This window comes from Variovorax sp. P5_A3 (genome assembly GCF_056400665.1).
Genome location: NZ_JBFUKW010000014.1, coordinates 1 through 21,352, shown reverse-complemented (window position 1 = coordinate 21,352; position 21,352 = coordinate 1). Strand labels below are relative to the sequence as shown.

At 63.2% G+C, this 21,352-nt stretch carries 18 protein-coding genes and 1 pseudogene; 14 read left to right on the top strand and 5 right to left on the bottom strand.

The window, feature by feature from the left end; all coding sequences use genetic code 11:
* Positions 1-29: 29 nt before the first annotated feature.
* From AC1D3B_RS21285 to AC1D3B_RS21275, 3 genes and pseudogenes are all read right to left on the bottom strand, one after another.
* Complete coding sequence (locus AC1D3B_RS21285) at positions 30-2,459, bottom strand: efflux RND transporter permease subunit (RefSeq protein WP_478192662.1); 2,430 nt, start codon at positions 2,457-2,459, stop codon at positions 30-32.
* 8 nt (positions 2,460-2,467) lie between these two features.
* Positions 2,468-3,121 carry a YCF48-related protein gene (locus AC1D3B_RS21280; RefSeq protein WP_478192790.1) on the bottom strand — a complete coding sequence of 218 codons (654 nt, stop codon included), beginning with the start codon at positions 3,119-3,121 and terminating at the stop codon, positions 2,468-2,470.
* A gap of 51 nt (positions 3,122-3,172) precedes the next feature.
* Positions 3,173-3,502, bottom strand: a pseudogene (locus tag AC1D3B_RS21275) (WD40/YVTN/BNR-like repeat-containing protein); the annotation flags it as partial.
* A 1,203-nt stretch (positions 3,503-4,705) separates the two neighbouring features.
* Between AC1D3B_RS21275 and AC1D3B_RS21270 the strand changes: the two are divergent.
* From AC1D3B_RS21270 to AC1D3B_RS21260, 3 genes are all read left to right on the top strand, one after another.
* Entirely contained in the window at positions 4,706-6,385 is a 1,680-nt protein-coding gene (locus AC1D3B_RS21270) for a DUF1302 domain-containing protein (protein ID WP_478192661.1), read from the top strand.
* Positions 6,386-6,407: 22 nt separating this feature from the next.
* Positions 6,408-7,781 carry a DUF1329 domain-containing protein gene (locus AC1D3B_RS21265; protein ID WP_478192660.1) on the top strand — a complete coding sequence of 458 codons (1,374 nt, stop codon included), beginning with the start codon at positions 6,408-6,410 and terminating at the stop codon, positions 7,779-7,781.
* A gap of 616 nt (positions 7,782-8,397) precedes the next feature.
* Positions 8,398-10,218 carry an NACHT domain-containing protein gene (locus AC1D3B_RS21260; RefSeq protein WP_478192659.1) on the top strand — a complete coding sequence of 607 codons (1,821 nt, stop codon included), beginning with the start codon at positions 8,398-8,400 and terminating at the stop codon, positions 10,216-10,218.
* Between the two features lie 149 nt (positions 10,219-10,367).
* Here AC1D3B_RS21260 and AC1D3B_RS21255 read toward each other — a convergent pair whose 3' ends face one another.
* A complete protein-coding gene (locus AC1D3B_RS21255; protein ID WP_478192658.1) occupies positions 10,368-11,129 on the bottom strand; it encodes an IclR family transcriptional regulator in 762 nt (253 codons plus the stop codon).
* A gap of 206 nt (positions 11,130-11,335) precedes the next feature.
* Between AC1D3B_RS21255 and AC1D3B_RS21250 the strand changes: the two genes are divergently transcribed.
* From AC1D3B_RS21250 to AC1D3B_RS21200, 11 genes are all read left to right on the top strand, one after another.
* On the top strand, positions 11,336-12,490 hold the full coding sequence (locus tag AC1D3B_RS21250; protein ID WP_478192657.1) for an ABC transporter substrate-binding protein: 1,155 nt from the start codon (positions 11,336-11,338) through the stop codon (positions 12,488-12,490).
* A 16-nt stretch (positions 12,491-12,506) separates the two neighbouring features.
* Complete coding sequence (locus AC1D3B_RS21245; RefSeq protein WP_478192656.1) at positions 12,507-13,388, top strand: branched-chain amino acid ABC transporter permease; 882 nt, start codon at positions 12,507-12,509, stop codon at positions 13,386-13,388.
* A gap of 1 nt (position 13,389) precedes the next feature.
* The gene (locus tag AC1D3B_RS21240; protein WP_478192655.1) at positions 13,390-14,298 is read left to right on the top strand and encodes a branched-chain amino acid ABC transporter permease; all 909 of its coding nucleotides are present in this window, start codon (positions 13,390-13,392) and stop codon (positions 14,296-14,298) included.
* On the top strand, positions 14,295-15,077 hold the full coding sequence (locus AC1D3B_RS21235; protein WP_478192654.1) for an ABC transporter ATP-binding protein: 783 nt from the start codon (positions 14,295-14,297) through the stop codon (positions 15,075-15,077). The genes AC1D3B_RS21240 and AC1D3B_RS21235 overlap by 4 nt, the downstream gene beginning before the upstream one ends.
* Entirely contained in the window at positions 15,070-15,810 is a 741-nt protein-coding gene (locus AC1D3B_RS21230) for an ABC transporter ATP-binding protein (RefSeq protein WP_478192653.1), read from the top strand. The genes AC1D3B_RS21235 and AC1D3B_RS21230 overlap by 8 nt, the downstream gene beginning before the upstream one ends.
* Positions 15,811-15,814: 4 nt before the next feature.
* Entirely contained in the window at positions 15,815-16,552 is a 738-nt protein-coding gene (locus AC1D3B_RS21225; protein WP_478192652.1) for an SDR family NAD(P)-dependent oxidoreductase, read from the top strand.
* Positions 16,553-16,589: 37 nt separating this feature from the next.
* On the top strand, positions 16,590-17,423 hold the full coding sequence (locus AC1D3B_RS21220; RefSeq protein WP_478192651.1) for a polysaccharide deacetylase family protein: 834 nt from the start codon (positions 16,590-16,592) through the stop codon (positions 17,421-17,423).
* A 5-nt stretch (positions 17,424-17,428) separates the two neighbouring features.
* Positions 17,429-18,889, top strand: a complete 1,461-nt coding sequence (locus AC1D3B_RS21215) for an amidase (protein WP_478192650.1) — start codon at positions 17,429-17,431, stop codon at positions 18,887-18,889.
* On the top strand, positions 18,859-19,311 hold the full coding sequence (locus AC1D3B_RS21210; RefSeq protein ID WP_478192649.1) for an N-acetyltransferase family protein: 453 nt from the start codon (positions 18,859-18,861) through the stop codon (positions 19,309-19,311). The genes AC1D3B_RS21215 and AC1D3B_RS21210 overlap by 31 nt, the downstream gene beginning before the upstream one ends.
* 16 nt (positions 19,312-19,327) lie before the next feature.
* Entirely contained in the window at positions 19,328-20,092 is a 765-nt protein-coding gene (locus AC1D3B_RS21205) for an SDR family NAD(P)-dependent oxidoreductase (RefSeq protein ID WP_478192648.1), read from the top strand.
* 565 nt (positions 20,093-20,657) lie between these two features.
* Positions 20,658-21,140 carry a hypothetical protein gene (locus AC1D3B_RS21200; protein ID WP_478192647.1) on the top strand — a complete coding sequence of 161 codons (483 nt, stop codon included), beginning with the start codon at positions 20,658-20,660 and terminating at the stop codon, positions 21,138-21,140.
* On the opposite strand, the gene AC1D3B_RS21195 is transcribed toward AC1D3B_RS21200, so the two are convergent.
* A partial coding sequence (locus AC1D3B_RS21195; protein WP_478192646.1) for an aldehyde dehydrogenase family protein occupies positions 21,131-21,352 on the bottom strand: 222 nt, incomplete at its 5' end. The genes AC1D3B_RS21200 and AC1D3B_RS21195 overlap by 10 nt on opposite strands.

Here is a 21,352-nt window from a genome sequence, read left to right as displayed (position 1 = left end):
TTGGCACGGGTGGTCCATTGCTTTCGAGTTCACGAGACCTGTGCGGCAGCGCCGCCGTCGATCACAGAGTCGGCGCTGTTCGTCGAGCGCTCTGCTGGACGGAGGACGCTTTTCGGCAACAGGAAATAGGCCAAGGCGGGCAGCAGCACAAGCGCGCCGAGCATGTTCCAAAGGAACATAAATGCCAGGAGCACGCCCATGTCGGCTTGGAATTTGATTGGGCTTCCCATCCAAGTCACGACGCCCACGGCGAGAGTCAGCCCGGTGAGCATCACGACCTTGCCCGTGAAGAGGAGCGCCCGGTAATAGGCCTCAGAGAGAGTCTTGCCTTCGCGCAATTGTGCCAGCGTGACCGACAGGATGTATAGGGCGTAGTCGACGCCGATTCCCACGCCCAAGGCGATTACTGGCAGTGTGGAGACCTTGACGCCGATCCCCAAGGCCACCATCAGGGCCTCCGCCAAGATGGACGTGAGCATTAGCGGCAACACGGCTACGACCACAGCACGCCAGGAACGGAATGTGACGAAGCAGAGCAAGATGACCGCGCTATAGACCAGGAAGAGCATCTGACGCCACGCGTCCTTCACAACGATGTTTGTGGCCGCCTCGATGCCCGCGTTGCCTGCAGCGAGGAGGAAGCGCGCGTCGGCGGAATCGTTCTGCGAAGAAAAGGCCTCGACGTGCTCTCGCACGCGTGTCAATGTGTCCGCTCGGTGATCCCGAAGGAAAACGTACATCGTCAGCAGATTGCAGGCGTCGTTGTAGAGGCCTCGCGGGGCCCCTGCAGTCACCGTATTGAGCATGTCCTGGTTCGGAAGGAACTCAAACCACTTCGGATTTCCTTCGTTCAGGCCGATGAGTACGCGCCGGTTAAGCAAGGCCAGCGTGTTTGTGCTCTCCACACCAGGCAACTGCCGCAGTTGCCATTCCAGTGCGTCGACCTTGTTCAAGGTCGCATAGGAGGAGCATCCGCCGTCCGGAGTTTTCACCATGATCGCGAGTACGTCACTCGAGGCGCCATATGCTTCGTTCATGAAGGCGACGTCACGGTTGTAGCGGCTGTTTGGCCGCAGTTCCGGCGCTCCTGGGTCGAGATCGCCGATGCGAAGTTGGCTACTGGCGAACAAACCCACTGCGCTCAGCACTCCGGCAACGATCAAGGCCAACGCAGAAAAACGTCTCTGTGTGAACAAGTCTAAAAACGCCCACAACTGGCTCTTCGAAACCGCTCCTTGCTCGGCCCGCAGACTGCGCTGGGCCGCCTTGGTGCTCACGCCGGTGTAGCTCAGCAGGACGGGCAACAGGATGAGATTGGTGAAGATCAGGACACCTACGCCGAGGCTCGCGGCAATCGCCAGCTCTCGAATGGCCTGGATGTCGATAACTAGCAAGACGGCAAATCCCACCACGTCTGCGAGCAGGGCAGTCAGCCCGGCAAGAAAGAGGCGCCGAAACGTCAGCCTTGCGGCTACCAGCTTGTCGACACCCCGGCCGATGTCCTGCATGATGCCGTTCATCTTTTGCGCGCCATGACTCATGCCGATGGCGAAGACTAGAAACGGGACCAAGATCGAGTACGGGTCGAGAGCGAAGCCGAGCAAAGGTAGCAAACCCAACCCCCAAAGGACTGCCACTAGGGATGCAAAGAGAACTAGCGTGGTCGACCGCAGGCATCGCGTGTACCAGAACACCATCGCTGCAGCGATCAGCACCGCGATTCCGAAGAACAGAAGGACGGACCGTACGCCCTGAATCAGGTCACCGACGATTTTTGCGAATCCTGTGACGTGGATGGTGACGCCCTCCGCTTCGTACTTCTTTCGAAGGGACTCGAGCCGATCGGCGAGCAGTCCATAGTCCAATGGCTGACCCTTCGCGTCCTTCGTCAGCAGCGGCACATAAATCACGCTGGAGCGCGCATCTACCGCCACCAGTTGGCCGATCTCGCCGGACCGGGCGATGTTGGCCTGCAAATTTCCTAGACTTCGGGCCGAACCGTCGTAACCGTCCGGGATCACCGGGCCCCCTTCGAGTCCATCCTCGGTCACTCCCACCCATCTCGTCGTGGGAGTCCAGATCGATTTCATCAGGTTGCGCGCGACGTCAGGGATCAGAAAGACCTCGTCGCTCAAGCGACGGATCGTGTCGAGGTACGGAGCCTCATAGATCGTGCCCTTGGGATTCGCAATGGCAATGCGCACCGCGTTTCCTAGTCCACTGAGATCCGCCTGGAACCTGAGATAGTTCTGGATGTAAGGATGGTGGACCGGGATCGTCTTTTCGAAGCTGGCGTTGAGCTGCAGCCTTGTGGCCTGCCAGCCCAGCACGATCGTCACGATGACGCAAAGCCAAACAATCACACCGCGATGGTTAAAGATGGCCCGCTCGAGCAAGGATCCGGTCGCCGGGTCGAATCCAGCGCTTGCGAGAGGAGCGGCGCTCGCCGTAGAGTGCATGAGGAGGCTCAGTTCGATTTGTTGATGGAAACGAGGTGCACGCCTTCCACGCTGAGCGCGAGAAGCGTTTGGCCGCCTACGGGTAGTACACCCGTCAGGGGAGGCAGCGGGGAACCTTGAACAGGGGCCAGCACGTCGCCGTTGCCGGCCAGAAGTTGCCCGGCCTGACTGGCGAGCACGTAGCCGCCACCAGGGCGCAGGCTTGATCCGGTGATAGCGGCCGGGGAAGGCACTTGCACTTGGTGCCAGCTGCCCCCCCTATCAGCGGAGCGCCAGACATTCCCGCGCATGCCCGCAAGGACGATCTCTTTCGGGCCAGGCAGTTCGAGAGCGAAGAAGCTGCCCTGGTAGGGCACTACTACGCGGCGAAAGCTGGATCCCGCATCGTCTGACCACAAAAGCAGCCCCTGCTCTCCGGCAATGGCCACGGCCTGGCCGCGGCGACGGACCGCATACAAATGCAGATCTTTGGGGTTGTCTAACTCGGCCGAGCGCAGGGACCAGGTCTTCCCACCGTCGATGGTGTTCAAGGCCAAGCCAAATGCTCCTACGACGAACACCTCCGAGGTGCTCGCGACGATCAGGTCCAGCAAGGGTTTGTCGGGGCCGTCCGCGACCATCCGCTCCGCGGCTTTCTGCAAATTGACGTCTGAGCCACGCATTGCAGCTTGCTGGACCAGTGTTGCGATGCCTCGTCCATCTAGTCGACGCGTCCATGTCAATCCACCGTCTTCGGTCCCCAACACTGTCCCGCCGTGCCCCGTCGCGAACCCGCAGCGATCGTCCGCGAACGCGACAGCTGTGAGCGTGACACTGACAGGTACCTGCCCCTGCTGCCAGGTGCGTCCGCCATCATTTGAAAGGACGACGAGTCCCCGCTCGCCAACGGCGACCCAGCGCGCGCCCGCGAGCGCTGCCCCGAGGAGTACGGAACGAGAAGGCGAATGGACTGCCACTGCAGGTCGGTCCAAAGCAGAGCCTACCGGCGCGGCCCACGCGGTTCCGAAGCTGGCGAGAGTAGCAAGAAGGGCGCGACGATGCATTGAGTTGAGGTCTCCATTTTCGATGGCCGTGCACTATTGCGAGACGATGCGTATTTGTTTAAATCGTAGGCGCCGGAACGTCCGCGGTCAAGCGGTTGATCCGGCCGCAATCCCCTGCAGAAACACTAGGGTAAACACCGCCAAATTCAAAGTAAATCGAGCCGTACAGTTTCGCAATCAAAACAAATGGGCATTGGGGTCAAATTGAAGCTAGGACGGTTCTTGGTTCAAGGTCTCGGCGGCCTCGTCCATCGCGTTTGCCTGGTTCAGTCCGAACAGTCGCGCGTCATCGATCTGCGTGCTGCGAAATTTCTCCGGCAGCAATCGCGTGGGGCCAGTCGAGAGGCTTCAGTCCGGTATGCCTCGACGGGCTCTCCCGAAAGCATGTCCGCAGCGATCGCGCTCGGGGAGGAGTTCCTGGAAGCGGCCTTCGAGGCCGCACACCGTTTTGGCGACCCGGGTATTTCAAGGGCTCCCCGTGGACGGTGATCGGACACGAAGCGGAAGTGCCATGGCCGGCCCGCGCCGAGAAGGTGGCGAGAGGTTCGCCGCCATCTGCTCCGACGAGCGTGTGATCGCGCTGGGCCTTATTGATGCGCAGGCGGTGCGCAGCGGCGCGGTCGGGCATGAAGGCGCTTCGGTACTTGGCCATCTTCAGGCCTGGGATCTGCATTTGCCTAAGCTGCACGCACTAGCTCAGGAGTTCGATTCCCAGCCCGAAGCCGGGATCCCTGTGAGCAGCGTGCGTGTGCACCCGCCGTTGGATTTGTCGCGCAGGCCGTCTGTACTGGGAGCCGGAACGAGAGTGATGTCGAAGGGCCGGAACGTCACGTGCGAGGGATCGGTCACTTGGGCCCCGATGCACTCCCGGGCCATTCGAAGCGGCGCTTCAATCGCGTGAAGACGGTGTACGACGCGCGCTGCACGGCAGCCCTGCTAATGCAGACCTACGAGTTCCGGGGCCAGCCCATGCGAACCCCTACACGTGGCAAGAGACGAGATGCGTCACCTGCACCGCGGTGGGCCGCCCTGTGCCCCAACGGCGCAGCTCCGCTCTCAGCTGGTTCGAGCACCTTGTGCCCATGTACCTGACGGGCCGGGAGCATGCCCCCTATTCATCGAGTCACGGGACGACGCTCCATTGCCGAGCGGCTTCGTTCCCGACTTGACAACAAAAAACAGATCACACCACGAGGAGACAACTTGAAAAGAGCCAATCGGAAGATATGCGCAGCGCGCCAGGTCGCGTTGGCGGCCCTCGCGTCCCTATCGGGCGTACACGCGTCAGCTTTCGAATTCGACACGGGCAACCCCGATCTCAGTGTGCGCTGGGACAACACCTTCAAGTACAGCGCCGGATGGAGGGTGAAGGATCAAGACCCTGCTCTGTTGGGCAAGCCCAATACGGATGACGGCGACCGAAATTTCAACAAAGGCTTGGCCGCTAGTCGCGTAGACGTCCTCACCGAAGTGGATGCCGTGTATGCCAAACGCTACGGTATGCGATTCAGCGCCGCTGGTTGGTACGACTCGGTATACAACCGCAAAAACGACAACCCTGGATTCCAAGGAGGAGCATTTCCGAACCAGGTCACGGTCCCGTATAACGAGTTCACGGTTCCCACTAGCCACCTTCATGGGCGTGAAGCTGAGGTGCTCGACGCGTTCGCGTTTGCCGGCTTCGACATTGGCAGTGCCGCAGGCACAGTCCGTTTGGGACAGCACAGCTTGGTGTGGGGCGAAAGCCTGTTCTTCGGGGCAAACGCCATCGCGGGCGGCATGAATCCCGTGGACGTCATCAAGTTGACTTCCGTGCCGAACACTCAGTTCAAAGAAGCGATTCTGCCGACTCCTCAAGTGTCCGCACAATTGCAGATTACGCCGAACCTCTCGGTTGGCACGTACTACCAGTTCCGATGGCAAGCCAATCGCTTGCCGGCAGTGGGCAGCTATTTCTCTGGAATCGACACCAATCCAACTGGCGGCGAGCGGCTCTTGTTGGCCGGCCCCGGAAGCCCGTATGCGTTCAATGCCCCGCGTTTAGCCGATCAGTTGGCCGAAAATAGCGGTCAGGGTGGCTTCCAGTTGCGGTTGCGGACCGCTGAAACGGACTATGGTCTCTATCTGATCCGTTTCCACGAGAAGACCCAACAGCAGGTCACCTCCATCGGCCTGGTGCCTTCGAGCTTTGGAGGCCTGATCCCTGGTCCCCTCGGATACCGATTGGTGTATCCAGAAGACATCACCGCCCTTGGTGCCAGTGCATCGCGCACGTTCGGTGACGTCAATGTCGCGATCGAAGGTTCGATCCGCCACAACCAGGATCTGGCGAGCAGTAGTGGCGCAGTGGATACCGCTTTTTTCGGCGGCCCTCCAACTAACAACAGCGACAACCCGGCCTATGCCGTAGGCAGGACGGCGCACGTGAACCTCAACGCCATTTGGAACGTCCCTCGCACGCCGCTCTTCAACGAAGCGACCTTCATGGGCGAGGTGGCCTGGAACCGCGTGTTGTCGATCACAAAAAATGCTGCCGCGGTTGACGCCAACTCTACGCGCGACGCGTTCGCGCTTCGTATGCAGTTTGAGCCGCAGTACCGTCAGGTCGTTTCCGGTCTGGATTTATCGGTGCCTGTTGGTGTCGGGTACTCACCAAAAGGGTCCCGTTCACAAGCGTTGGGCATAACCATGCCACCGGATAACGGAGGAGACGTCTCCATCGGTCTGAATGGCATTTACCTGGGAGTCTGGAAGTTCACTCTCGCCTACACCCACTATTTTGGCCCCAAGGACACCCTGCTGGATGCCAACAACAACTTCTCTTACCGGCAGTACCTGAGTGATCGGGACTTCTTCGCGCTGTCGGTGAGCCGCACGTTCTGAGACCCGACAAGGAGATTTGCTCATGAAGATAACGACAACCCAGTACAGCGCGATCGTGCTCGCCGCGCTTGTTGCTGCAGGCGCCGCACACGCGGGCGTCAGCGCAGCAGAGGCCGCCAAACTCAAGGGCGGCGAGTTGACGCCGCTCGGAGCTGAGAAAGCGGGCAATCAAGCGGGAACTATCCCAGCTTGGAATGGAGGCCTGACCACGCCGACACCCGGCTTCCAAAACGGGGGGCGCCGCCCCGATCCCTTCGCGTCCGAAAGGCCGACCCTTCAGATCACTGCGAAAGACATGGATCAGTATGCCGACAAGCTGACTGACGGCACGAAGGCCATGCTGAAGAAGTATCCGGACAGTTTCCGCGTCGATGTCTATCCGACGCATCGGACGGCGGCCGCACCGCAGTGGGTTTATGACAACACGTTCCAGAATGCCACGCGCGCGTCCGTTCAGGAGACGGCTGCAGGCCCGATAACGAAGGGAGCCTATGGTGGTATCCCATTCCCGATCCCCAAGAGCGGGGAAGAGGTCATGCTCAACACCCAGGTGCGGTGGAGAGGTTCCGCGTGGAACCAACAGAGTACTGGCTATCAGGTCACTGCGGACGGCCGACCCGTGCTCGTGCACCAGGTCAACGTGGACAACGTCGCTCCGTACTACTACCGCGATGCCAAGGCCGATAACTTTGACGGAGCCTACTGGATGGTCCGCGTAAGCACCTCTGCCCCGGCTATCCGGGCGGGCGAGGCGATTCTCGGACACCTGCTCATCGACGAGAGCAAGTCCGCGACGTGGGTGTATCTCACCGGCCAGAGGCGCGTGCGCAAGCTACCCAATTCCTGCTGCGATACGCCCCACCCCACCTCTGCCGGCATTGTGACGTTCGATGAGATCGAGACGTTTGCAACCAAGCTGGAGCGCTATGACTGGAAGCTGGTCGGCAAGAAGGAGATGTACATCCCGTACAACTCCAACCGGATTCTCCTTCCGACAAAGGACACCGACGTGCTGGGGCCCAACCATCTTCAGCCTGATCACGTCCGCTGGGAGCTGCATCGTGTCTGGGTCGTGGAGGCTGCGCTGAAACCAGGTCAGCGACATACCTCGCCGAAGAGTCGCTACTACGTGGATGAGGACAGCTGGTGGCCCGTGCTCGCGGATCGCTGGGATGCCAATGGCCAGCTCTGGCGCATGCCGTTTTCTATCCCGGTCGCGATGCCGGACCTCCCCGGCGTCGTCGGCACTGCCTGGGGGACCTATGACCTGCTCTCCGGCACCTACTTTGTTGCGGAGCTCATGAATTCCGCGAAGGAACAGTACCGGTTGCTGCCGGAGGGATTACCGGAGAAGCACTTTTCACCGGATGCACTAGCTGGCGACAGTGTGCGGTAATGTTGGCGCCGACTGGAAGTTGAGCCAGTTTTGCGGGTAGTGCCGAAGTAAAAGGGAGGATGAAGAAGGCTGACGCGTTCTCGCAAGGGCAATGGGCGAGTACAGGCGCTGCCGGCTTGGGGCTTTGATCGAACGATCTCCACAGGCCCAATCCCCGAATACACGGTTTCGCCGGTCTTCAGCGCGACCACTGTCCATCGGTCGCCTGGCGTGATCTCGTAGTCGCTTGGCTCGAAGGGAAGCTCGCGCACCTCGTGCACGCCTGGTCCCAGCCACGAAGGCATACGGAGGAGGGCGGGGGAGCAAGAGAACAGATCGATGGTGTCAGGCATGGCGATATCGTACCTGTCGGAGGTCTCGGCGTTAGGAGGTCTGATGACAACGTTCAGGCCTCCCAGTTGCGTTCAGACCGGGCGCGGTCGGAGGAATGAGCGTTCATCGAGGGAAGGCAGGGGCCGTATTGATGCTTTCATCGCACCTTCATTCGAAGTCAGGGCGACGAGTCGCCGATAATTCCCGACGATGTCCCAGGGGAATCGCATCCGCGCCCCAGACCTGGACTCGCAATGCGCTTGGCCTTATTGGCTGAAGTGTTCGACGGAGACTAAGGACTGCGATGACGACCCTCACCGGCGATGCCACCTCTGACCAACTTGCGGTCGCTATTGGCAAGGAGTTGATCAAGGACGTGATCAAGTCGACCTGGAGCAAGGTCGCCAAAGTGCCCGACTGGGTGAAGCAGCGGTACGAAAAGGAGGACCCCTTCGGGCTCGAGGCAGCAAAGTACTGCGAGAGGGTGCAGGAGAGGTACGGCACGATGCGCATCGTCGGTATGGCACGGCCGATGCCGATCCGAAGCATCTTCGTGCGAGTAAACATGCTTCACAAGATTTCGGCGCAGCGACGCTCCACCATCGAAGATCTGGAAGAGCAGCTCAATCGCGACCAGACCGGTTTCGGCCAGGTGGCCAACACGCTCGAAGGGCATCAGGTGGTCAATCGTGAGCCTCGGCTTGTCGTATTGGGAAAGCCGGGTGGCGGCAAGACAACCTTTCTGAAGTGGATCGCGTTGTCGGCGATCGACGGCCAGTTCACTGAGCGCCGCATGCCGGTCTTTATTCCGATGAAGGACTGGAGCGATGGTAAGGAGACCTTGCTCGAGTGCATCCGCGATGAGTTCAAGATCTGCGGCTTCGAGGATCCCAAGGTGTTTGTGGAAGGGATGTTGGAGGCCGGCGCTCTCATCTTGCTGTTCGATGCGCTCGACGAGATCAATGACAGCGATCGGCTGGTCAAAGCGCACAAGGAAATCCGAGATCTGGCCAGCAAGTATCCCCTGGTACGAATCGTCATCAGTTGCCGGACGGCCGCGTACAACTATCTGTTCGAGCAATTTGCGGATGTTGAACTGGCCGATTTCCATCACGGTCAGGTCCAACAGTTTGTGCGCAACTGGTTCGGCGATCAACCTCAGAAGGCCGACCTGTGCCTTATCGACCTCGCGCTCGACAGGAACAAGGCCATCCGCAACCTGTGCCAAACGCCATTGCTTCTAGCGCTGATGTGCCTAGCCTTCGACGAGGGCATGACTTTTCCCAGCAACCGCGCCGAGTTGTATAAGGAGGCCCTGGACGCGCTATTGAAAAAATGGGACGCCTCGCGTTCGGTTCGGCGCAACACTGGATACCAGCAACTTTCATTGGCTAAGAAAGAATTGCTGCTCAGCCGTATCGCGGCCAAGTCGTTCGAGCAGGGCGCCTACTTCATGCGTCAGTCAGACATCGAACGGGAAATCAGCGTGTTCATGGCGAACCTGAAGATGGCGCCCGGCACTGATGCGGGGGATGTGGATGCGGCGGAAGTTCTCAAGGAGATCGAGTCGCAGCACGGTGTGCTGGTCGAGCGCGCTCAGCGCGTCTATTCGTTCTCCCACCTGACGTTTCAGGAATTCTTCACCGCGCGCACCATCACCGAGAACACCAATCAGAGTGGGCCCGCTGACCTGGTCGAGCGGCATGCCACGGAGCCGCGCTGGCGGGAAGTTTTCGTGTTGACCACTGGGTTGCTGACGGAGGCCGATGACTTTGTGAAGCGGATGCGTGGCCGACTATCACTGATCGCGCAAACAAGATCGGAGGTGCGGGACTTCCTCAACCGCAACGCCGCACTGGTCCATGCTGCCGCAGGCATTCCGCTGCCGCTACGACGTGCTCTGGCGCTCGCGCACGTTGCCGACCAACTTCAAATGATTGAGCCGAGCTACGGTGCCGTCGTCAACGCGTGCAAGGAACTGGTCGACGATATGCAGAAGGAGTTCGGTCGCATCAGGAAGATCGAGGTGGCGACCATCCAGACCCTCAAGATCGGCCTGACCCCGAGCGAGTTCGTCCAAAAGAGGTCAGATCAAGAAGCCGGAAGCCGTCCAACTCCAGTTTAGAAGTGACCGGATAAGGGGGAGACGTCAGTCTCGCAGGCCGACGGCGGTGGCAGTTTCGTCGGCAACAAGAAGCGACGTGAAGAATTGTTCTATGGACATCACAATTCGGCCCTATGCCTTTGAGCAGAGAATGGGCGCCTTCGTTCATCCTATCCGCGCCCGAGGGCTCGGGCAGCCTCGATGACTAGTGGTGCGAAGCGTTGTGTGAATGACTCGCGGTTCCATTCAGAACAAGACCCGGCAATATGGACGGCCGCGATGGGTTGGTTGTTGTGGTCGAGGATTGCCGAGCTGACTGCGATCTCGCCAAGCAGGCTCTCCTCCAGTGACAGGCCGTAGTTGAGTGCTTTCGCCTCGGCGACCTTCAACTTGATCTTCGCCTTGTCCGTCACGGTCTTGGGCGTCAGGGGCGCAAGCACCGAACGATCCAGGATGTCGTCGACCGCTTCTTCACTCAAGAACGACATGATGGCTCGCCCCCCCGATGAGCAGTAAGTTGGGATACGTCGTCCCACCAGTGTCGCGAAAAACGTCTCGCGCTTACTCTGCCTGCGCATCGCATAGATGATGGACAAGTCGTCGAACAGGCTCAAGTCGACGCGCTCACCCGTCTGCCGCTGCAGATCGGCAAGGACTGGTGTAGCACGTTCCATGAGCGGATTGCCGCGCAGAAAGTCGAACGTGCGCTCCAGCAGTTTCTTGCCAAGAACGTAGCCGCGGCCATTCGGCCCCTTTTCCAGATATCCCAAGGTGGCCAGGGTATGTGCCATGCGTTGAGCCGTGCTTCGGTCCATGCCGGCCTGCTCCGCAAGCTCATTCAGGCTGAGCGGCCCCGGCCGCGCCCCCAGTGCTTCCAGCACGCTCATGCTCTTCGCCACGGACTGCACAAACAAGTGATCAGGGGCTGACATCCGGTTTTCCAGGGTAGGTGAATCGACGCGATCCAGGTCAGGGCAGCACAAAATCTGCGTACTAACCCGGATAAATGGACTTATCGTACTATTGTAGAATCATTATGTACTGCATTGCAATACAGTAAGCCCAAATTTATGGATCTGTGTCGAAACGGTGCATTTCCGAGACTTTGTTGATGACCCCCCAAAGAAGGATCCTTGATATGAAGCGAATCGTCATGCCTCGTGCCGTTCTGGCACTGTTTGCTGCTGCCGTCGTTCCCATGGCTGGTGCCCAGGGTCAGAGCGAACCGATCCGGCTCGGTGTGATGCTCCCCTTGACCGGGCCCGCCGCGCTGGCCGGCACCTCCATCCTTGAAGGAATTCGCTTCGCCGCGGACGAGGCCAATGCCAAGGGCGGCGCCAACGGCCGCAAGGTGCAGCTCTTCGTCGAGAACGACGAGGGCTCGTCGACCAAGGGCGTGACCGCCGTGCGCAAGCTGGTGGAGTCCGACAAGGTCATCGCCATCAGCGGCACCTATGTGAGCGCGGTTGCGCTGGCTGCATTCAAGGTGGCGCGGGAGTTCAAGGTGCCCATGGTCTCGGCAGGCTCGACCTCGTCGAACGTGACCGACGCGAACACCGCAGGCGACCCGTGGTTCTTCCGTGCCTTCCCCGGCAGCGACGAGCAGGGCGAGCAATCGGCACGCGACATCGTCAAGAAGCTCAATGCGAAGAAGGTCGCGCTCATCCAGGAGAACTCGATCTACGGTTCGTCCCTGGCCGAGCAGATGAAGAAGGTGATTCCGCAGTACGGCGGCCAGATCGTCGGTGTCGAAAGCTACAACCCCGACGAGCGCGACTTCTATTCGGTGCTCACCAAGGTGCGCATGAAGCAGCCCGACGCGATCTATATCGCAGGCCTGATGGATGCCGGCGCGCAGATCATCAAGCAGTCGCGCGAGGTCGGGCTGAAGGCCGAGCTGGTGGGCTCGGGCTCGATGATGAGCGACAAGCTGATCGAGTTGGCGGGACCGGCCTCGGAAGGCTTCGCGGTGTCGTCCATGTTCGAGCCGTCCACGCCCAACAAGGTCGGACAGGCATTCACCGCCGACTTCCGCCAGAAGATGAAGAAGGAGCCCGATGTCTACAGCGCGCTGGGCTACGACTCGATGCACCTGTTGATCGAGGCTGCCCGCCGCGCGCCGAAGCTCGACGGCGCCGCCATGCAGGCCACGCTCAAGTCGATGAAGGACGTGCCGCTGGTGCAGGGACCGGACGGCACGGTGGCCAAGTTCGATGACAAGGGCAGCGTCAGCTTCAAGATCGGCTTGGCCGTGGTGCGCAACGGCAAGCGCCAGTGGCTGCCGTTCGACTGACGGGCCCCAGGTCAAAATGGATTTGCTCAGTCTGTTCCCGCAGTTCCTGGCCAACGGACTGGTCAACGGCGCCAGCTACGTGCTGGTGGCCGTCGGCCTGACCCTGGTCTTCGGCATCCTGCACATCGTCAACTTCGCCCATGGCGAGTTCTACATGCTGGGCGGCTATGCGGCCGTCACAGCCTCCGCGGTGTTCGGCCTGCCTCTCTTTCTCACGCTGCTCGTGGTGGTGCTCTGTCTTGCCGCATTCGGCATGCTGGCCGAGCGGATCGTCTTCAAGCCGCTGGCCAATCGAGATCCGGGCAACGCCATCATTGCGTCCTTCGGTCTCTCGGTGCTGCTGCAGAACGGCGCCCTGCTGGTGTTCGGCGCCCAGCCGCAGTCCCTGAAGACCGACCTGGCGAGCGTCCCGGTGCAGATCGGACCGGTGTTCCTGACGGGGCAGCGCGTGCTGATCATGGGCGTCACGGTCGCGATCGTGGTCGCGCTGCTGCTGGTGCTGCGCTTTACTTGGACCGGACGCGCATTGCGGGCGATGGCGCAACACTCTGTCGTGGCGCTGATCAGCGGTGTGAACGTGCGCAAGATCGCCGTGATCACCTTCGCCATCGCCGCCGCCATGGCCGGTGTGGCAGGCGCATTGATGTCATCGGTGCTTCTGGTGCAGCCGACTGCGGGTGCCATGCTGGTCATGAAGGCCTTCACGGTCGTGATTCTCGGCGGCATGGGCAGCATCGGCGGCGCCGTGATCGCCGGTATCGGCCTGGGTGTGATCGAGGCGATGGTGTCCGGCTACATCGGCAATGAACTGCGGGACATGATCGGCTTCTTCCTTGTCATCGCCATGCTCCTGATCCGCCCGCAGGGCCTTCTTGGCCAATCCACGGAGCGTTCCTGACATGCGTCATCTTCTTGCATTGCTGGCCGCCATCGGCGCCCTGCTTCTTCTGCCGGCGATGGGGCCGGGCGGCTATGTCCTGAACATCCTGGTGATGATCTTCATCTTCGTCATGCTCGCGGTGAGCCTCGACCTGGTCATGGGCTGGGCCGGGCAGTTCTCCTTTGCGCATGCGGCCTTCTTCGGGATCGGCGCTTATACGACCGCCATTCTCGAGCGGGATTTCGGGACCGGCATTTGGCTCAACCTGCCGGCGGGCATGCTGGTCGCTGGCCTGTGCGGTCTGCTGCTCGGACTGCCGGCGCTGCGGCTGCGCGGCCACTTTCTGGCAATCGTGACGATCGCGTTCCAGACCATCGTCTACCTCGCACTCACGCAGTGGAAGGGGCTCACCGGCGGCCAGTTCGGCATCGAAGTGAAGCCGGTCGCGGGCTTCGAGTCGATCGACCGCTTCTACTACCTGGCCCTCGGACTGAGCGTGGCGAGCGTCGCCATCGGCTGGTACCTTGCGCATTCGCGCCTCGGCATGGCGTGGAAAGCCGTGCGCGACGACGAGGTGCTGGCACGGGCCATCGGCCTGAACACCACGGCCAGCAAGCTGACGGCCTTCGTGATCGCCTCGGCGCTGGCCGGCGCGGCGGGCGTGCTGGTGGCACATCACATCCGCGGCGTGACGCCGGACGACTTCACCGTGCTGACCTCCTCGACGATCGTCGCGATGGTGGTCGTGGGCGGGCGCGGCACGGTCTGGGGCCCGCTGCTGGGTGCGGTCGTCTTCACCGCGCTGCCGGAGGTGCTCGGTTTCGCCGCCAACTACAAACTGATCATCTATGGCCTGCTCATGATCGTGATGGTGATCGTGATGCCGCAGGGCGTGTTCGGCGCATGGGTCGGAAGGACGAAGAAATGAAGGCGCCTCTGCTGCGATTCGACTCCGTGACGCGCCGCTTCGGCGGGCTGGTGGCGCTCAACGGGATCAGCTTCGACGTCGGCGAGGGCGAGATCGTGGGGCTGATCGGGCCCAACGGTTCGGGGAAGTCAACGCTCGCGAACATCGTCACGGGCGTCCTGCCGCCGAGCGCCGGGACGGTCTACATGGGAGACACCCGGATCTCCGGCACCGCGCCGTGGCGCATTGCGCGCGCGGGCGTCGCGCGCACCTTCCAGATGCTGCGGCTGTTCCCCTCGATGTCGGTCGCCGACAACATCGCGCTGGCGATGCAGCCGGGGCTGAAGAGCGGTTACGGCGCCTCGATCTTCCGCCTGGCCTCGGCCAGCCAGGAAGACGGCGAGGTTCGCGCGAAGGCCATCGAGATGCTCTCGTTGTTCAACCTCGAGAAGTTCATCGACCAGCCTGCCACGGCGCTGTCGATCGGCCAGCAGCGCATGGTCGAACTGGCGCGCGGCCTGGCCACGGGACCGCGTGTGTTCGTGCTCGACGAGCCGGCCGCCGGGCTCTCGCCGCCCATGGTCGACCGCCTGATCGAAGTCATCGGGCGCATGCGTGCCGACTACGGTGTGACCGTGCTGCTCGTCGAACACGTGATGCGCGTGGTCCAGGCCGTGTGCGACCGCGTGGTGGTGCTCGACTACGGCGAGAAAATTGCCGACGCCACGCCGTCGGAGGCCATCAACGACGCGCGCGTGATCGAGGCGTATTTGGGAACAGGACGGTCGAGGCATGCTTGAGGTCAGGAACATCGAGGCCGGATACGGACGCTCCAAGGTGCTGTATGGCGTGTCCTTCTCCGTGCCCAAGGGCGGGCTGACGGCGGTGCTGGGCGGCAACGGATCCGGTAAGTCGACCACGCTGAAGGCGCTGGCCGGCCTGGTGGTGCCGACCGCCGGCGAGATCCTGCTCGACGGCCAGCGCGTCGATCAGGTGCCGGCGTACCAGATGGCCGGCAAAGGCCTGGTGCTGGTGCCGCAGGGCAAGGAAGTCTTCGCCGGCATGTCGGTGGAGGAGAACATCCTGATGGGCGCCTATCACCGTCGCAGCGAGAAGGCGCGGATCCGGCGCGACCTCGACGAGGTCTACGCGCTCTTCCCGCGGCTCGTCGTGCGCAGGAAGGCGCTGGCCGGACTGCTTTCGGGGGGCGAGCGCCAGATGCTGTCCATCGGGCGCGCGCTGCTGGCCAAGCCCCGCTTGCTGCTGCTCGACGAACCCTCTGCCGCGCTGTCGCCGAAGGTCGTGGGAGAGATCGCGGACATCATCCGCGACCTGCGCACCCGGGGGCTGTCCATCCTGCTCGTCGAGCAGAACGTCTCGATGGCACTCGAGCTCGCCGACGAGATCCACATCCTGCGCGAAGGCCGGGTGGCGCACTCGTGCGTCAACGGACCCGATGTCGACCTGGCCTCGCTGCAGCAGTTTTACCTGGGCGCCGCGCCGATGCCGGTCGCCACTTCGAAGGAGGCCTGAGCGCATGCGATTCAAGGACAAGAACATCATCGTCACCGGCGCGGCCCGGGGCATCGGTCGCGCGACCGTGCAGCGCTTTGCTTCCGAGGGGGCCAGGGTGCTGGCCGTCGACCTCGATTTCGAGGCAGGCGAGGCCATCGGCGCCGGCGTGCACACGCTGGCGCTGGACCTCGCGAGCGACGAGGCGCCCCGGCGCGTCCTAGAGGCGGCCCGGGGGCTCGGCGGCGCCGTCGATTTCCTGGTCAACAACGCGGGCGTCGGCGGCTCCAAAGCGCTCGCGCTGTCGGACGATGCGCTGATCGACCGCATCCTCGGTGTCAACCTGCGTGCGGTGCTGCGCCTGACGCGCGATGTGCTGCCCGCGCTCGCGGACGGCGGCAGCATCGTGAACGTCGCCTCGGTCTTCGGCGAGACGGGCTTCCCGGGTTCGACCGCCTACGCGGTGGCCAAGGCCGGCATCTCGCAGCTCACCCGGCAGCTCGTGTCCGATCTGTCCGCGCGCGGCATCCGCATCAATGCGGTGGCGCCCGGCGTGATCCATACCGCGATGACCGCGCACCGTCTGAATCACGACGCCGCCTACCAGAAGGCCATGGTCGACGCGACGCCACTGAAATCGATCGGCACCGGTGCGCAGGTCGCGTCCGTCATCGCGTTCCTCTGCAGCGAGGACGCCTCCTTTGTCACAGGCCAGGTCATTGCCGTGGACGGCGGGTGGCTGGCCTGCCACGCACACGCCTGAGCGCCGCGTGCCTTCCATCCACTCCAAGGACATACCGATGAATCCCAACGATCCCGTGATCTGGCCGAACGGCGCGCGCTGCGCGGTCATGCTGGCCTTCGACTTCGACGCCGAGACGCTCTGGCTGTCTCGCGATCCCGCCAATGCGAAGCGCCCCGGCACCTTGTCGCAAGGCACCTACGGTGCCAAGGTCGGCGTGCCGAAGATCGTCGAGACGCTGAAGTACGCCGAGGTGCCCGCCACGTTCTTCGTTCCCGGCTGGACCGCCGAACGGCACCAGGACAAGGTCGAGCTGGTGCTGCGCCACGGGCACGAGGTCGGGCACCACGGTTACCTCCACGAATGGATCGACCCCGACAAGCCGGAGCTCGAGGAAGAGGTCTTCGTCAAGGGCCTCGAGGCGCTTCGGGCCACCGTCGGCGTCAAGCCCCTGGGCTACCGCTCGCCGGCGTGGGAGACGAGCCACAACATGATCGCGTTGATCCAGAAGTACGGGCTGCGCTACGACAGCTCGCTGATGGACCAGATCAATCCCTACCGCCATGTGCTGGCCGACGGCAGCGCCGGCCCGATCGAACTGCCAGTCCATTGGAGCCTCGACGATGCACCGTTCGCGCTGTTCTCCATCAAGACGCCGCGCACGATCGTCTCGAACCAGCAGATCCTCGAGGTCTGGAAGGACGAGTTCCGCGAGATCTACCGCTGGGGCGGCCTCTTCTCGCTGACGATGCACCCGCAGGTCATCGGCCGGCCGTCGCGCATCGCGATGCTGCGCGAATTCATCGCCTGGATGCAGCGTTTCCCCAATGTGTGGTTTGCGCGCGGTGGCGAAGTCGCCGACGCTTGGGCGAACGCCGAGGCCAACGCCTGAGCTCCATGCAAGATCACGAGTACGAAAAGCTGGACGGCCTGGGCCTGGCCGCGTTGCTGCGAGCCGGCGAAGTTACGTCGCAGGAACTGATGGAGTGCGCGATCCGGCTGGCGCGCGCGCGCGCCCCGGCCCTGAATGCGCTGAGCTACGAGCAGTACGAGGAATCGAAGGCCGTCGCGCGGGCGTGGACGCCGCGCGGCGCCTTCGGCGGGATCCCGTTCCTGTTGAAGGATTCCGGCCTGGCCTCGACCCGGCTGCCATCGAGCCTGGGTTCGAGGCTGTTCAACGACATGCGCTACACGCGTAACGCGACCCTCGTGGACCGCTTCGAGATGGCCGGCTTCATCGCGTTCGCACGCTCGAACGTGCCGGAGCTGTGCATGGCGCCGACCACCGAGGCGGTGCGCAACGGCGGCCCGACGCGCAACCCCTGGGATGCAGGCCGTTCGGCCGGCGGATCCAGCGGCGGAGCGGCCGCTGCGGTGGCGGCCGGCATCGTTCCGGTGGCCCATGGCAGCGATGGCGGCGGATCGATCCGGATTCCCGCCTCGTGCTGCGGGCTATTCGGCCTCAAGCCCTCGCGCGGCCTGGTGCCGATGGGGCCGTTCCGGGGTGAAGGATGGGGCGGCCTGGCGGTCGACGGCGTGTTGAGCCGCACGGTGCGCGACACCGCGGCCGCCATGGATGCCATCGCCGGCGCGGAGCCCGGCGCGCCGTATGCCGGGCCGATGTTCGAGAAGACCTTCCTCGCCGCGCTCGATCAGGGCCCGGCGCGGGCGTTGCGCATCGGCGTATGGCGCAAGCCCTTCGGCGACATGGTGCTGGCCCCCGAATGCCTGGCGGCACTCGAGTCGACGGCCAGGCTGTGCGCATCGCTCGGACACGAGATCGTCGAGATGGACACGCCCGCCTTCGACTACGACGGCTTCGTCGATGCGCACGCCGAGGTGCTGGCGGCCAACATCGTGGTGTCGGTCGATGCACGCCTGAAGGTGCTCGGCCAGGCCTTGCGCGACGATGATCTCGAAGCGGCGATCCGTGACGGCTACGAGATGGGCCATTCGGTGTCGGCGGCGGTCTACGCCTCGGCGATCAACCGCTTCCATGCCATCGGGCGCCAGATGGAGGCTTGCATGGATGGCGTCGACGTGCTGATGACGCCGGGGCTGGTCCAGTTGCCGGCTCCGATCGGCGAGCTGGCGATGACCGGCAGCTTCAGCGACTTCCGCCGCCGCATGGGGCGCTACTCGACCTTCTTTGCATTGATCAACGCTTCGGGGCAGCCCGCTGCGAGCCTGCCGACCTACTGGACACCCGAACGGCTGCCCGTGGGCACCCAGATCATTGCGCGCCTCGGGCGTGACGACCTCATTCTTCAACTGGCCGCGCAGATCGAAGCGACCGGAACCTGGCAACCTCAGAAAGGCACAGCGACATGCCAAGCGCGGTCTCCATCCGTCTCCTGACCTCGGCCGACTTCGATGCCTGGGCGTCGCTCTGGAAGGGCTATCAGCAGTTCTACAAGGTCGACCTCGCGCCGGCGGTGAGCGAGCGCACCTTCGCGCGCCTGCTCGACGCCGCCGAGCCGATGCATTGCGCGCTGGCCGTGCAGCACGGCCGGCCCGTGGGCTTTGTGCATTTCATCTTTCATCGCTCGACCTGGACCGAGGGCGACTACTGCTACCTGCAGGACCTGTTCGTCGAGCCGGCATGCCGGGGCAGCGGGCAGGGCCGGAAGTTGATCGAGCACGTCTACGACACGGCCCGCAAGCAGGGCGCCTCACGCGTCTACTGGCTGACCCACGAGACGAACACGGACGCCATGAAGCTCTACGACCAGGTCGCCGAGCGCTCGGGCTTCGTGCAGTACCGGCGTGCCATGCCCTGACACGGGAGACCCATCGATGACCCAACGTTTCGAAGGCCGCGTGGCGGCCGTGACCGGGGCCGCGAGCGGCCTCGGAAAGGCCACCGCGCTGGCGCTTGCCGGGCAGGGCGCACGCGTGCTCCTGTTCGATCGCGACGCGGCCGGCCTGGCATCGACCGCCGCACGGTGTGCCGGCTCGGTGAGCGTCGTGGGCGATGCCTCGTCGGCCGACGACGTCGCGCGCGCCGCCGAGACCGCGCGCCACGAGCTCGGCCCGGTCGAGCTGCTGGCCGCCGCCGCCGGCATCCTCGGCCCGGCCAAGCCGGCCATCGAGATCGAGGAGGCCGAGTGGGATCGGCTGTTCGCGGTCAACGTGAAAGGCCCGTGGCTCGCCGCACGCGCTTTCGTGCCTCAGATGCGGGAGATCGGCCGCGGCTCGATCGTGCTGTTCTCGTCAACCGCGGGCCTGATCGGCTCGCCCTTTCTCTCCGCGTACTCGGCGTCCAAGGGCGCGGTCACGATGCTCACGCGCAGTCTCGCGCTCAACCATGCGGCGGAGAAGATCCGCGTGAACTGCGTCTGCCCCGGGACCATCAACGGGCCGATGACCGACGCGAGCTTTGCGCAGGCAGGGGACAGCGACGCCCGAGCGGTCCGTGCGCAGACCATGCTTTCGCGCATACCGAGCGGCCGCTTCGGCGAACCCGAGGAGATCGCCGCGGCGGTGCTCTATCTGCTCGGGGACGAGGCCGGCTTCACTACCGGCATCGCGCTGCCGGTGGACGGCGGCCGCGTCGCCTGAGCGGGAAAGGCTATGAGCTCGCATCCCACACCCATCCCCTCGAGCGACGGCGATCCCAACGAAGACAGCGTACTCGAAACGCTTTTTCGGGATGCACGCCAAGGTGCGGCAGGCCGGCCCCGTCGGGTTCCTTTCGCGGTGCGGCGTCGACGTGATGGGCCGCCATCGCAGCGTCCAGCCGGCGCTGAAGGGCTGGCAGACCTTCTCCTCTGAAGGCGGTTCGGGCCTGCCCGACATCCGCAAGCCGGACGCCTGGCGCGCGCCCAGCCCGATCGTCGAAGTCGATCCGCCGCGCCACACGCAGGTGCGCACGGCCGTCCAACGGATCCTGTCGCCGCACAGGGCACGTTCGACGGCGTGCAGGACTTGGCGGAGGCCTATGTCGGCGAGACTCTTCCGAATGCGCCCAGGCTGTGGCACTCGCCGGAGCCGCGCGCCAACCGGTTCCTGCTGGGCGAGCGGACCTTCGACGGCCAAGGGCCGCGCAATGCGCGCTAGGAGGAGAAGCAGCGCCGCGCCGACCTCTTCGCAGATGGGTACAACGCGAACATGCAGCGAGAGAGCCTTGATTGCTGAGCAGTTCGCAATCCTCAAGGCCGATCCGGCCAAGGCCCGCATGGCATTGGAAGAGTCGATGCGGCTGGTGGTTGCGCACGATGGTGCGGTTTTGCGGCGGCTCGCGCTCCTGGACGACCTCGTAGAAGGCATCTCTCTTCATACGTCTCACAAAGATGACGCCCCGGTTGTCCACCACGATGGTGCCGGCGCCGAAGTCAGTCAACTGGGCAACCTTCACGTCGGGCACCTTGCCGTCGGTGACCACGCCGAGGCACGGCAGGTAACTGTCGTGGTCGAGAACCAGGTGCAGCTTCACGGCGCCCTTGCTACGCTGCTACTTGGCCCAGGCGTACATGGACAGGCTCAGGTCAATGACGGTGGAGTCGATGCTCACCAGTGGGGTCAAATGCACTATGTGTATCACTGGTTGCCCGGGACACCGGTCCCCTTCGCACGCACCGTCATTCGTGGGAACCCGGCTCAATCCTGAAGGCATACATACTTGAGTTCCAGATAGTCCTCGATGCCATGCCGCGAGCCTTCGCGGCCCAGGCCCGACTGCTTGACGCCGCCGAAGGGCGCGACCTCGTTCGAGATCAGCCCGGTGTTGACGCCCACCATGCCGGTCTCGAGCGACTCGCTGACGCGCCGGATGCGGCGCCTGTCCTCGGTGAAGACATAGGCGGCGAGCCCGAACACCGT